The sequence below is a fragment of the Defluviimonas salinarum genome (assembly GCF_026013545.1).
GTDB lineage: Bacteria > Pseudomonadota > Alphaproteobacteria > Rhodobacterales > Rhodobacteraceae > Albidovulum > Albidovulum salinarum.
Genome location: NZ_JAPDOG010000001.1, coordinates 57,587 through 70,277, shown reverse-complemented (window position 1 = coordinate 70,277; position 12,691 = coordinate 57,587). Strand labels below are relative to the sequence as shown.

14 protein-coding genes are annotated in these 12,691 nt (G+C 69.1%); 5 read left to right on the top strand and 9 right to left on the bottom strand.

Annotated features, from left to right (window positions below; genetic code table 11):
• Positions 1-62: 62 nt before the first annotated feature.
• The 8 genes from OM960_RS00390 to OM960_RS00355 all read right to left on the bottom strand — a co-directional run bounded on the left by OM960_RS00390 (position 63) and on the right by OM960_RS00355 (position 7,093).
• Entirely contained in the window at positions 63-188 is a 126-nt protein-coding gene (locus OM960_RS00390; RefSeq protein ID WP_263332076.1) for a hypothetical protein, read from the bottom strand.
• Between the two features lie 16 nt (positions 189-204).
• Entirely contained in the window at positions 205-1,425 is a 1,221-nt protein-coding gene (locus OM960_RS00385) for a formate dehydrogenase subunit gamma (protein WP_264770708.1), read from the bottom strand.
• Between the two features lie 25 nt (positions 1,426-1,450).
• Positions 1,451-2,047: a formate dehydrogenase FDH3 subunit beta gene (gene fdh3B / locus OM960_RS00380; protein WP_263332073.1), complete on the bottom strand. Its 597-nt coding sequence runs from the start codon at positions 2,045-2,047 to the stop codon at positions 1,451-1,453.
• Positions 2,048-2,059: 12 nt separating this feature from the next.
• Positions 2,060-4,975, bottom strand: coding sequence for a formate dehydrogenase subunit alpha (locus OM960_RS00375; RefSeq protein ID WP_263332071.1), 2,916 nt, complete (start codon positions 4,973-4,975; stop codon positions 2,060-2,062).
• 101 nt (positions 4,976-5,076) lie between these two features.
• The gene (locus OM960_RS00370; protein WP_263332069.1) at positions 5,077-5,268 is read right to left on the bottom strand and encodes a twin-arginine translocation signal domain-containing protein; all 192 of its coding nucleotides are present in this window, start codon (positions 5,266-5,268) and stop codon (positions 5,077-5,079) included.
• Positions 5,269-5,319: 51 nt separating this feature from the next.
• Positions 5,320-5,931: a TorD/DmsD family molecular chaperone gene (locus tag OM960_RS00365; protein ID WP_264770707.1), complete on the bottom strand. Its 612-nt coding sequence runs from the start codon at positions 5,929-5,931 to the stop codon at positions 5,320-5,322.
• On the bottom strand, positions 5,928-6,530 hold the full coding sequence (locus tag OM960_RS00360) for a DUF3306 domain-containing protein (RefSeq protein WP_264770706.1): 603 nt from the start codon (positions 6,528-6,530) through the stop codon (positions 5,928-5,930). The genes OM960_RS00365 and OM960_RS00360 overlap by 4 nt, the downstream gene beginning before the upstream one ends.
• Positions 6,527-7,093 carry a DUF3305 domain-containing protein gene (locus tag OM960_RS00355; protein ID WP_264770705.1) on the bottom strand — a complete coding sequence of 189 codons (567 nt, stop codon included), beginning with the start codon at positions 7,091-7,093 and terminating at the stop codon, positions 6,527-6,529. The genes OM960_RS00360 and OM960_RS00355 overlap by 4 nt, the downstream gene beginning before the upstream one ends.
• Before the next feature lie 327 nt (positions 7,094-7,420).
• Between OM960_RS00355 and OM960_RS00350 the strand changes: the two genes are divergently transcribed.
• Positions 7,421-9,373 (top strand): 4Fe-4S binding protein, encoded by a 1,953-nt coding sequence (locus tag OM960_RS00350; protein ID WP_264770704.1) that lies wholly within the window; start codon positions 7,421-7,423, stop codon positions 9,371-9,373.
• 8 nt (positions 9,374-9,381) lie between these two features.
• On the opposite strand, the gene OM960_RS00345 is transcribed toward OM960_RS00350, so the two are convergent.
• Entirely contained in the window at positions 9,382-10,122 is a 741-nt protein-coding gene (locus tag OM960_RS00345) for a hypothetical protein (RefSeq protein ID WP_264770703.1), read from the bottom strand.
• A 73-nt stretch (positions 10,123-10,195) separates the two neighbouring features.
• Between OM960_RS00345 and OM960_RS00340 the strand changes: the two genes are divergently transcribed.
• From OM960_RS00340 to OM960_RS00325, 4 genes are read left to right on the top strand one after another with little or no spacing between them, the layout of a single operon-like run.
• On the top strand, positions 10,196-10,396 hold the full coding sequence (locus tag OM960_RS00340) for a DUF6494 family protein (protein ID WP_263332057.1): 201 nt from the start codon (positions 10,196-10,198) through the stop codon (positions 10,394-10,396).
• Complete coding sequence (locus tag OM960_RS00335) at positions 10,393-11,460, top strand: Mrp/NBP35 family ATP-binding protein (RefSeq protein ID WP_264770702.1); 1,068 nt, start codon at positions 10,393-10,395, stop codon at positions 11,458-11,460. The genes OM960_RS00340 and OM960_RS00335 overlap by 4 nt, the downstream gene beginning before the upstream one ends.
• Positions 11,457-12,179, top strand: a complete 723-nt coding sequence (locus OM960_RS00330; RefSeq protein WP_264770701.1) for a biotin/lipoate--protein ligase family protein — start codon at positions 11,457-11,459, stop codon at positions 12,177-12,179. The genes OM960_RS00335 and OM960_RS00330 overlap by 4 nt, the downstream gene beginning before the upstream one ends.
• Position 12,180: 1 nt before the next feature.
• A complete protein-coding gene (locus OM960_RS00325; protein ID WP_264770700.1) occupies positions 12,181-12,660 on the top strand; it encodes a DUF6505 family protein in 480 nt (159 codons plus the stop codon).
• Positions 12,661-12,691 lie beyond the last annotated feature (31 nt).

Below are 12,691 nucleotides of genomic sequence, written 5' to 3'. Positions count from 1 at the left end.
CGCTGTTCAAGAAACGAAATGCGCCGGGCCCTTCCCGGCGCATTTTGCATTTTCGGCTGCCGTCAATCGAGCCGAACCGACGGCCCGCTCGTCACCTCGCGCGCGGAAAAGCCCGCGCGGTCGAGCGCAAAGTCAGCCAGGACCGCGATTGCGGCGGCCGACAGGAACGCGAGCAGCATTACCTTCATCGCCTCTCCTTCCCGCTCACTCGGCCGGGGCGCCCGGCGGGTGGTCCGGCGCGGCGCCGGTCACCTCCTCGTACCACAGCGAATGGTGCTCCTTGGCCCATTGCACGTCGACCTCGCCCGATCCGACCGCGTCGAAGGCGCCTTCCATGCCGATCGAGCCGAGGTAGATATGGGCGATGATGATGGCGATGAAGGCGAAGGCGACGATGCCGTGCCAGGCCTGCGCCAGTTGCATTTCCTGATGCGGCCCAAGCACCTCGGGCAATGGCCCGAGGCCGACAAGCTGCGGAAGGCCGGTCGCGTTCAGCACCTCGAAGGTCTTGGCGAACATCGGCAATTCGAACGGAAAAAGGAGCGAGAGCCCCGAGAGCGAGATCGACAGGCCGAGCACCACAACCGCCCAGAAGACGATCTTCTGACCCGCGTTGAACTTGCGCGCCGGCGGGTGCACACCCTTGCTGAAGAGGCCGCCCCCCTTGGCGAGCCACACCAGATCGTGCCGGTTCGGGAGGTTGTGGCCGATCCAGACCACGATGACCAGCGCGAGCCCGGCCATGAAGGCCCAGGAGAAGTTGTTGTGCGCCCATTTCCCGGCCGCGGCGAGGGGCGCATAGGCCTCCTTGCCCAGGAGCGGGATCAGCGCGATCCGGCCGAAGAGAATCATCAGCCCGGTCAGCGCCAGCACGATGAACGAACCCGCCATCAGCCAGTGGCCGAAGCGTTCGAGCGCGCCGAAGCGGCGCACGGTTTGCCCGGTGCGCCCGCCCTCGATGCGGATCCGGCCCCGGAGAAGGAAGAAGAGCAGGATCACCGCGATCATGGCGATGAGCCCGTAGCCGCCGTAGATCAGCAGCGGCCCCTCGCGGAACTTCAGCCAGCGCATGCCGCCGTCCTGGATCACCACGCCCGCCGCGGGCGCCGAGGTCGGGACCGTCACCGAAGCCTCGCCATAGCGTAAGGCGCGCCAAAGCTCGGGGTCGGAGACGCCGCCGAGCGTGCCAAGCTGCTCGGAGGGGTCGGCGGCCGACGCGGGATCACCGGTTTCCCCGCGCCGGAAGCTGTCGTCGATCTTTTCGCCCCGCTGCCGCGCCAGGATGTCCTCGAGCGTCTGCGCCCCACCGGTGGCAGCGCGCGGATCCTCCGCGCCGCCCTCCACGGTCTGGGCCAGCGGCGCGGTGGCCGCGAGGCCCAGCGCCAGGATCGCCGCCGAGAGGATGCGAATGCCGCGAACGCTCATGCTCTCCCCCGATCGCAGGTGCCGGTCAGTTGCCCGCCTTCTGTTCATAGGCCGTGCCCCAGCCCCAGGCGCCCGAGCCGAAGCCGCGCGCCACGACCCGCTCGCGGTAGATCGCCGAGACCACGTCGCCGTCGCCGGCGAGAAGCGCCTTGGTCGAGCACATCTCGGCGCAGATCGGCAGCTTGCCTTCCGCGATGCGGTTGCGGCCGTACTTGGCGAACTCGGCGGTGGAATTGTCCGCCTCCGGGCCGCCGGCACAGAAGGTGCATTTGTCCATCTTGCCGCGCGAACCGAAATTGCCGGCCTGCGGATACTGCGGCGCCCCGAAGGGGCAGGCGTAGAAGCAATAGCCGCAGCCGATGCAGAGGTCCTTGGAATGCAGGACGATGCCGTCCTCGGTCTGGTAGAAGCAGTCGACCGGGCAGACCGCCATGCAGGGCGCGTCCGAACAGTGCATGCAGGCGACCGAGATCGACCTTTCGCCGGGCTTGCCGTCGTTGATGGTCACGACCCGGCGGCGGTTGATGCCCCAAGGCACCTCATGTTCGTTCTTGCAGGCGGTGACGCAGGCGTTGCACTCGATGCAGCGTTCGGCGTCACAGAGGAATTTCACGCGTGCCATATCCGTTCCTCCCTATGCTGCGCTGATCTTGCAAAGCGTGCACTTGGTCTCCTGCATCAGGGTGACCGAGTCGTAGCCGTAGGTCTGCGCGGTGTTGGAACTTTCGCCGAGGACGTATGGGTCGGCGCCCGGTGGATACTTGTCGCGCAGGTCGTTGCCCTGGAAATGCCCGCCGAAATGGAAGGGCATGAAGGCGACGCCCTCACCCACCCTTTCGGTCACCATCGCCATGACCTTGACGGCCGATCCCTCGGCGCCCTCGACCCAGACCTGTTGCCGGTCGCGGATGCCGAGGTTGTTGGCGTCGCGCGGGTTGATCTCCACGAACATGTCCTGCTGAAGCTCCGCGAGCCACGGGTTAGACCGGCTCTCGTCGCCGCCGCCCTCGTATTCGACGAGCCGCCCGGAGGTCAGGATCATCGGATAGTCCGCCGTGAAGTCCTTCTCCTGGATCGAGGCATACATCGTCGGCAGTCGGTAGAGCTTGCGGTCGTCATAGGTCGGGTAATCGGCCACGAGGTCGCGCCGCGGCGTGTAGAGCGGTTCGCGGTGCAGTGGCACCGGGTCGGGGAAGGTCCAGACCACGGCGCGGGCCTTGGCATTGCCGAAGGGCGCGCATTCGTGCTTGATCGCGACCCGCTGGATACCGCCCGAAAGATCGAGCTTCCAGTTGGCCGTGGGCCCGCCCACCGCCTCGATCGCGGCACGCTCCTCGTCGGTGAGATCCCCGTCCCAGCCGAGGTCCATCAGCATCTGCATGGTGAACTCGGGGTAGCCGTCCTGGATCTCGGACCCCGCCGAATAGACGCCCTCGGCCAGAAGGTTCTCTCCGTCGCGCTCCACCCCGAAGCGGGCGCGGAAGGTGAGGCCGCCCTGGCTGACCGGCATCGACATGTCGTAGAGGTTCGCGGTGCCGGGGTGACCCATCTCTGGCGTGCCCCAGCAGGGCCAGGGAAGCCCGTAAAACTCGCCGTCCGCCGGTCCGCCCACTGCGCGCAGCGTCGTCTTGTCGAAGGTGTGCTGGTTGGCCATGTGCAGCTTCAGCCGCTCGGGGCTCTGGCCGGTGTAGCCGATGGTCCACATGCCGCGGTTGAACTCGCGGGTGATGTCCTCGATCACCGGCTCGCCGTCCTTGACCTCGATATTGCGGAAGAGCCGGTCTGAGAAGCCGAACTTGTCGGCGAACATGCGGATGATCGTGTGGTCCGGGAGCGATTCAAAGACCGGCTCCACCACCTTCTCGCGCCATTGCAACGAGCGGTTCGAGGCGGTCACCGAGCCCGATGTCTCGAACTGGGTCGAGGCCGGCAGGAGCCAGACGCCGTCGGTGCGGTCATGCAGCACCGCCGAGACGGTCGGATAGGGGTCGATCACGACGAGCATGTCGAGCTTTTCCATCGCCGTCTTCATCTCGGCGCCGCGGGTCTGCGAGTTCGGCGCATGCCCCCAGAGCACCATGGCCCGGACATTGTCGTTCTGGTCCATGTTGGCCTTGTCTTCCAGGACCCCGTCGATCCAGCGCGAGACCGGGATGCCGCTCGTGTTCATCAGGCTTATGTCGTTGCCGTCGCCGTCCTTGGCGACATTGCCGTCGGCATCCTTGAGCATGTCGAACCGGCCCTTGAGCCAGTCGAGATCCTCGCCCCAGACCCGGCTCCAGTGCGCCCAGGCGCCGCCCGAAAGGCCGTAATAGCCCGGCAGGTCGTGGGAAAGGACACCGAGGTCGGTGGCGCCTTGAACGTTGTCATGGCCGCGGAAGATGTTGGTGCCGCCGCCGGCAGTGCCCATGTTGCCGAGCGCGAGCTGCAGCACGCAGTAGGCGCGGGTGTTGTTGTTGCCGTTGGTGTGCTGGGTGCCGCCCATGCACCAGATCACGGTGCCGGGCCGGTTGTTGGCGAGCGTCATCGCCACCCGGCGAAGCTGCGAGCCCGGCACGCCGGTCACCCGCTCGGTCTCCTCGGGTGTCCACTTCTTCACCTCGTCGCGGATCTGGTCCATGCCCCAGACACGGGTGCGGATGAACTCCTTGTCCTCCCAGCCGTTCTCGAAGATGTGCCAGAGGAGGCCCCAGATCAGCCCAACGTCTGTGCCGGGCCGCAGCCGCACATATTCGTCGGCATGGGCAGCGGTGCGGGTGAAGCGCGGATCGCAGACGATCAGGGCCGCGTTGTTCTCCTCCTTGGCCTTCAGGAGATGCATGAGCGAGACAGGGTGCGCCTCGGCCGGGTTGCCGCCGATGAGGAAGATCGCCCTCGAGTTATGGATGTCGTTGTAGCTGTTGGTCATGGCGCCGTAGCCCCATGTGTTGGCCACTCCGGCGACCGTCGTCGAATGGCAGATCCGCGCCTGGTGGTCGACGTTGTTCGATCCCCAATAGGCCGCGAACTTGCGGAAGAGATAGGCGCCCTCGTTGGAATGCTTGGCCGAACCCAGCCAGTAGACGCTGTCAGGCCCGCTTTCCTCGCGGATCTTGAGCATGCCGTCGCCGATCTCGTTGATCGCGTCCTCCCAGCTCATCCGCTTCCACTCGCCGCCTTCCTTCTTCATCGGGTACTTGAGGCGGCGCTCGCCATGCGCATGCTCGCGGACGCTGGCGCCCTTGGCACAATGGGCGCCGAGGTTGAACGGGCTGTCCCAGCCGGGTTCCTGTCCGATCCAGACGCCGTTCTCGACCTCGGCGATGACGGTGCAGCCGACCGAGCAATGGGTGCAGACCGTCTTGACCGTCTTGACCGCCGTCGCGGCGGCCTCCTGTGCCTTTGCGCGGCGCACCGTGCCGCCAGTGGCGCCGATCGCGGCAAGCCCGCCGATGGCGAGCCCCGATCCGCGCAGGAAGGCACGCCGGTCGACCGTGGTTTCACCTGTAGCGGACAGGGCCGTCATTCGCTGCGTTCCGGTCGCAGCCCTGCTCGTCTTTTTCCTGAGCATCCTCATCTCCCTTGCTGGTCCGGCCGCGAAGGCCGGTGGCTGGGTCAGTCCCCTCGCGCCGGGGCCAATCTTCCGCCGGCCCGGGGGGGCGCGTCCCGGTCTCAGAACCGGGCGCTGGCGTAGTAGGCGCGGGTATGGGCGGTGTCCTGCAGCCCCTTGGTCTTCGGCTGCTCCTCGGCCGCCGCCTCGTCGGGGCCGAGTGCGGCCGCCGCCGCCGCCGCCGGCGCGGCGGTCGATGCCAGTTTCAGGAAATCGCGGCGAGTGGTCCGGTCCGCATCCCTGGTCTTGCCCATCGGTCAATCCTCCCTTGCAACCTTGCGGCGGGTCCTTCCCGCCTTCCTTGTTCACTCCCCCAGAAGGCGGAACGCCTCCTTCTCGATCACCATGAACTCGCGCCCGATCGTGCCGACCGGGGCATAGAGAACCGATCCTTTCGCGGTTTCGAGATCGGCAAAGAAATGCCCCGCCCAGGGCGCGACATGGCGGTTGAAGAACTCTTTCTGGCGGTCGAGCGGGCGGACCATGCCGAAACGGCCGTCGATCAGCCCCGCCATCATCTCCATCAGGCTCGCGATGTTGTCCTCGGGCTCGTAGACGCTCTCGGACCGCGCCAGCCCGAGCGTCGCCATGTCGCGGCGCAGGAGCATGAGCGGCTTTTCGTTGAGGAACCCGGTCAGGTAGTAGCTCGCATAGGGCAGCAATTCGCCCCGCCCGAGGCCGATGAAGAGCCGGGTGAACTCGCGCTTGACCGAGACCGGCGTCGCGGCGGCGGCGAGCTTTGCCAGCGCCGCGATCGCCCGGCCGAGCGGGCTCGCGTCGCCGGTCAGCGCCGCGGTCTTGTCCAGAAGCGCCCGGTCGGGCGGCGCGGCGAAGAGCGCCGAGAGGAAGCCGTAGAGATCGGCGCGGAGCCGGTCCTCCTCGGTGATCGCGGCGTGAGGCATGGCGGTGCCGGTCATGTCCGCAACTCCGTGCATGCGTCATCGAACGTGAAGCGCATGTGGCGGCGCGGCGGCGCCCTTTCTTCCTCCACTACCTGCGGCGCCGTCTCGATCGGATCGACCGAAGCGACCATGTCTTCCGGGGCAGGCTCCGGGATCTCGTCCGGCACGGCGGCCTCGACCACGGTCTGTTCCGGCGCCGCCAGCGCCGTCAGATGGCGCAGCATGCCGCGCCCGACCTGGTAGGCCGTGCGCAGGTCCGGCCTGACCGTGGCGGCGTCGGTATAATCCTCGCCGTGATCGACGAGCCCGTCGAGATTGGCGAGCACCGGATTGCTCCGCCACAGCCGCCTGAGCGCGCGGCGGCGCAGATGCTCCGGCACGGCCTCCTTCAGGAAGGCCGCGAAATCGTCGCCGCGCTCCAGCGTGTCGGGATCGGCAAGGCCCAGCGCGTCGAGGATTTCCGCGTCGCTCTTGCCCGCCAGTGCCGCCTCGCGCGCGGCGCGCTCCGCCGTGGCTTCTGCGGCGCGGGCGTCTTCGACCTCCGCCTCGGCTTCGGCGGCCACCGCGGCGCGGCGTCGGCTCCAGAAATCGCTGTCGGGGCGCGCGGGGCTCATCCCGTCCCCTCCCGCGTCGAAAGGCCCGGCGCCCGGTAGACGTCAGCCTCCTGCCGGATCCGCGGATCGCCCCGCCCCTCTTCGACCGTGTCGACCCGCGCGCGGTCGCGGCGGCGCTTCACGAAGGGCGTCTCGACGTGGTGGGCCGCGACGAAATCGCCGATCCAGGCGATCAGCCCTGCGGGCATCGGAACGCATTCGATGAGCCCGTCGCCGCTGTCCATGTAGTCCTGGCCCTCATAGGCCGAGGCGGTGACGAGGACCGGCGTCCAGGGCATCGGTGCGGCGGGATCCTCGGCGCTGCGCAGCACAACGACGAGGCCCGGCTCGCGCGCCGAGAGCGTCGCCCTGTAGCCTTCGGTATCGCTGGACCAGAGGTCCAGCGGCAGCGTCGCAGCGTGGTACTCGACCGTCTCGCCCTCGCGGCGGATCACGCGCCAGCGTGCAGGCCCCGCCCCCGGCAGAAGCGCCGTCACCTTCCACGCCCAGGCGGCCCAGCGGGTCACACCCGGCGATTTCCGGACGACGATGCCAACAGGCAAAGATGCACGCGCAAGCGCCATCGCGCTCTACGATCCTCCCCCCTTTTCTGCCCGCATTCTCACGGTCGGTGCTGAACCCAAGCCTGCATCACACCGCCCGCATCACAAAGAGGAATCACGCCGAATCGCGAAAACGTGCACAGTCAAGGGATTAAACCGGTGGTATTTTCGCACGACGCAACGGAATATTCGCACAGCCATCCCTGATTTTCGGGAATATCTTCCCAAAGTTTCGCAGAAACCGCGAACGAATCGATTTCGACTCGCGATCACGGCCTTTACGCGGCGGGCTCTTTCATGCTCGCATTCACGCCAGACGGTCGGCGCCGCCGCACACCGGGGAAACACATGCCCAAGCGCCTCTTGCTCTGCGATTGCCTCGGAAGCCAGAAGATCGACGCCAAGGCACTCGCCAATGCGACCGAACTTGACGCGTCACGCGTCCATTCGGCGCTCTGCACGCGCGAGATCGCCGTGGCCGCCAAGGCGATCGGCGAGGAGGAGGTGGTGATCGCCTGCGCCCAGGAGGCCGCGCGCTTTGCCGAGCTTGCCGCGGACCTCGACCGCCCTGCCCCCGCCTGCATCGACATCCGCGACCGCGCCGGCTGGTCGGACGGCAGCGACGCCACGCCTAAGATGGCCGCGCTCCTCGCCGAGGCGCTGGTGCCCGTGCCGCCGACGAAGACGATCGATGTCGTCTCGGAGGGGACGTGCCTCGTCATCGGCCGCGCCGAAGTCGCCCTGCCGGCGGCGGAGCGGCTGTCCGAGACGCTCGCGGTCACGGTCCTTCTCGATGCGGGCGGCGAACTGCCGGTGACGCGCGGCTTCGAGGTGGTCAGCGGCCGGATCGTGAGCGTCATGGGGACACTCGGCCGCTTCACGCTCCGGCTCGACGCGCTCCGGCAGCTGGAGCCCGGCGGGCGCGGCGCCTTCGCGCTGGGTCCGGCGCGGGACGGGGCCGAGACGCGCTGCGACGTAATCCTCGACCTTTCGGGCGGGGCGTCGCTCTTTCCCGCGCCAGAGAAGCGCGACGGCTACCTGCGCGCCGATCCCGGCGATGCGAACCGGGTGGCGGCGGCGGTGTTCGAGGCCGCCCAGCATGTCGGCACGTTCGAAAAGCCGCTCCATGTCGCGCTTGTCCCTGAGCTTTGCGCCCATTCGCGCGCCGGGCAGACCGGCTGCACCCGCTGTCTCGACGCCTGCCCGACCGGTGCCATCACGCCCGACGGCGACCATGTCACGGTCGATCCGATGGTCTGCGCAGGTTGTGGCGCCTGCTCTGCGCTCTGCCCCTCGGCCGCGATCGCCTATGACGCGCCACCGGTGGCGCATCTGCTCCGCCGCGTCGCGGTTCTGGCCGACACCTACCGCGCAGCCGGCGGCCGCGCGGCCCGGCTTCTGGTCCACGACGCCCCGCATGGTCGCGAGATGATCGCGCTCGCCGCCCGCTTCGGCCGCGGCCTGCCGGCCGAGGTGATCCCGCTCGAGGTCGCGGCGCTGGCGGGCTTCGGCCATGCCGAGATGCTGGCCGCACTCGCGGTCGGGTTCGATGGCGTCGACGTGCTGACGGCGCCGCGCACCGACCGCGACACGCTTGCACGCGAAGCGTCGCTCGCGGCGGCGATGGGCGCAGGCGGGCGGGTCCGGCTCCTCGATCTTGCCGACCCCGAGGCGCTGTCCGACGCGCTCTATGGCACGGCGCCGGAGCCTCTGGACATCGCGCCGGTCTTGCCGCTCGGCAGCCGCCGGCAGGTGGCGCGGCTGGCCGCAAAGGCGCTGGTGGGCGACACGCTTCCGCTGCCGCTGCCAGTGGGCGCGCCCTATGGCGCGGTCCGCGTCGATACGGATGCCTGCACGCTTTGCCTCTCCTGCGCCTCGCTTTGCCCCTCGGGAGCGCTTCTCGCCAATCCGGACAAGCCGCAGCTTCGCTTCCAAGAGGATGCCTGCCTGCAATGCGGGCTCTGCGCGACGGTCTGCCCCGAGGACGCGATCACGCTCGAACCGCGCTTCGATCCCACCGACGCGGCCCTTGGCCAGAGCGTCCTCAAGGAGGAGGAGCCCTTCGCCTGCATCGAATGCGGCAAGCCCTTCGGCGTGCGCTCCACGGTCGAGCGGATCGTTGAGAAGCTCGCCGGCAAGCACCCGATGTTCGCCGACAGCGCCGCCGGGCGGCTGATCCAGATGTGCGACGACTGCCGCATCCGCGCCCAGTATCACGGCGAGGCCAATCCGCTGGCCGCGGGCGAGCGCCCGGCGGTGCGGACGACCGACGACTACCTTTCCAAGCGGCGGGATCACTGAGGATGGCGTTAACGGCTCTGGATATCCGCCCCGAGATCGGCCGCCGGGATGCCGGCGACATAGGCGCGGAGTGCGGCGGCCTCGGCCGCGGTGATCTCGACCGGCACGATCGGCGGCGGGCGCGCGGGGTCGAAGGGCGGGCTGATGCCCTCGACCCGAAGGAAGGCGGGATGGGGGTTGAGCGCGTAGAAGGCCGCGAAGCGGTCGGCCCAGTCCGAGAGCGTCTTCAGGGCCGCGAAGGAGGGCGTCGAGCCGAGCGTCATCGCGGTCAGGCCCGGCGCCACGCGGTGGCAGCGGGCGCGTTGCTCATGGGCCACCTCGCGGCCGAGTGCCGCGTCGCCCTCGACGGGCGCGGGCGCCTCCTGCACCACCTCGGGCGGCGCGGAGAACGGCGACCCATCGGTCGGCACGAAGGAAGCGAGCGTGTTCCGTCCGACCTCAGAGCCGAGCCATGCGGCGAAGCGATGCGCCGCGTCGTTGTCTCCGGCAAGGTCGAGCGCGTAGAGCGCCTCTCCCCGCGCCATCACCGGCGCCGCGCCGGGTCCGGCCGGGCCGAGCTTCGCATCGGCCGCTCCGTTGACCAGCCGCGCGCGACGGCCGGTTTTCAACGCGAAGCGCGGCAGGATATAGTCGAGCAAACCGCTGGCCACGATCTTCGGCGGGGCCGAGAGCGTGAACTCGCGCGCCTCCTCCGTCCGCGCCGGCAGCGCGGTGAGGGCTAGGAACAGGATGGCAAGCCGGATCCGCATGGCGCGGCCCTCCCGGCACCAAGGCTAGGGGCGCGCCGGCGGCCCGGTCAACCGTTGCGGAAAGGACGAGACCATGGATGACGATTTCAACATGTCGATGCGCAAGTTCCTCAAGCAGGTCGGCGTGACCTCGCAGCAGGCGATCGAGAAGGCCGTGCGCGAGGCCGGGCCGGCCGCGGCGGGCAGGACCCTCTCGGCCAAGGTGGTGCTGACGATCGAGGGGCTCGACGTCGAGCATGTGGTGACCGGCAAGATCACCGGACCGTCTGCATGAGCATCACGCGGGACGCCGTTCTTGACGTCCTGAAGTCGGTTGCCGACCCGGTCGGCGGCAAAGACATCGTTTCGGCCGGCATCGTCCGGGCGCTGACGGTCGAGGGCGGCACGGTGCGCTTCGTCCTCGAGATCGACCCGGCGCGGGCGCAGCGGATGGAGCCCGCGCGTGCCGAAGCCGAGGCGCGGCTCCGCGCCCTGCCGGGCGTCGACACCGTCTCGGTGGTGATGACCGCGCACAGCGCCGCACCTCAGCCGCCCGACCTCAAGGGCGGCGCGCGGCCGAAGCCGCAGGGGCCGGAGAAGGTGCCGGGCGTCGAGCGCATCGTCGCCATCGCCTCCGGAAAGGGCGGTGTCGGCAAGTCGACCGTGGCCGCCAACCTCGCCGTGGCGCTGGCCGCCGAGGGGCGCCGGGTGGGCCTCCTCGATGCCGATGTCTACGGGCCGTCGCAGCCTCGGATGCTCGGCGTTTCCGGCCGTCCCGCATCGCCCGACGGCAAGACGATCCTGCCGCTGAGGAATCACGGCGTCACGCTGATGTCGCTCGGCCTGCTCACGCAGGAGGACGAAGCGGTGGTCTGGCGCGGGCCGATGCTGATGGGCGCGCTGCAGCAGATGCTCTTTCAGGTCCAGTGGGGCGCTCTCGACATCCTTGTCGTCGACCTGCCGCCCGGCACCGGCGACGTGCAGATGACGCTCGCGCAGAAGGCCGAGGTCACGGGCGCGATCATCGTCTCGACGCCGCAGGACATAGCCCTTCTCGACGCCCGCAAGGGCATCGACATGTTCCGCAAGATGGGCACACCGATCCTCGGCATGATCGAGAACATGGCGGTTCACATCTGTTCGAACTGCGGCCACGAGGAGCATATCTTCGGCCACGGCGGCGTGCGCGCCGAAGCCGCGCGGCTCGGCGTGCCGCTCCTGGCCGAGATCCCGCTCCATCTCGACATCCGCACCGCCTCGGACGGCGGCGCGCCGGTTGTGGCGTCGAAAGCAGCCTCGCCCCAGGCCCGCGCCTTCCGCGAGTTGGCGCGGCGGCTCGTCGCCGAGGGGCTGGCATGAGCGCGGCGCCGGTCTTCCCGCCCCTGATGACGGGGCGCGCGGCCGAAGCCGAGGATCCCTTCCTGCTGGCCTGCGAAGAGGCCGAGTCCGATGGCGATCCCGGCCTGCTCGTCTGGCGCGTCACCTCCGAAACCCTGAGCGCGGCGCTGGTGCTGGTCCCGGAATCCCTGCTCGAACCGGCGATGGCGGGCTTCATCGCCTGCGCCGTCGGATTGCAGAACGCGCTCGGCGCGCTGGCGCCGCCGGAAACGGCGGTGCATCTCGACTGGTCCGGCGGGATCATCCTCAACGGCGCGGAGGCGGGACGGCTGCGGGTCGCCGCACCAAGTCGCGATCCGGCGGAGGAGCCCGACTGGCTCGTCGTCGGCTTCGACCTCGCCCTGTCACTGCCGCCCGGCGCCGAACCTGGAGAGAGCCCCGGGCGCACCGCGCTCGATCAGGAGGGCTGCGGCGGGCTCGATCCGCTGCGGCTCCTCGAAGCCTGGTCGCGCCACACGCTCCTGTGGCTCAACGCGCTTGACGATGCCGAGGGGCGCGCAGACCTGCACCGCGAATGGCAGGGGCTCGCCTGGAAGCTCGGGGAAACCGTCGCGGTGACCGTGGCGGGCCTGCAGGAGGCGGGCCGCTTCCTCGGCGCCGACGAGAATTTCGGCATGCTGATCGAGACCGGCGGCACCACCCGGTTGATCCGGCTGTCGGCCCTGATCGAGGAGGTCTGACGTGCAGCTCGCCCGCGCGATCCATTTCGACGAAAGCGACATGAACGTCTTCGCCATCCCGGCGCGGACCGGGGAATGGGCAATCTCCGGCGGCTTCGAGTTTTCGAACTGGAGCGAGGCGGACCTCGTCGGCAAGCAGCGCCAGGCCTTCGCCAACGGCTGGCTCGGGATCGAGACCTTCGGCCGCGTGACCTTCGTCGCCGTGACCCGGATCGAGGCGGCCGAACTGGAGGTGCTTACCGAGCGGCTGGCGCGGCATTTCGTCGAGGTCTACGGCGCGCCCTCCCTCGAGGCGGCGCGCCCCGTGGCGGCGGAGGAGCTTGCGCAGATGGCCGATCTCTGCGCCGAGCATGCGCCGAACACGGTTCTGACCGTCTGGCGCGACCTGACCGATGCCGGTGTGCGCGAGCAGTACCGCTTCATCGAGGCGGCCGAGGCCGGGATCGACCAGTTCGCGATCCACGGGCAGCTCGAGGATTAGCGGCCGGCACGATTCCGACGCACGAACCGAC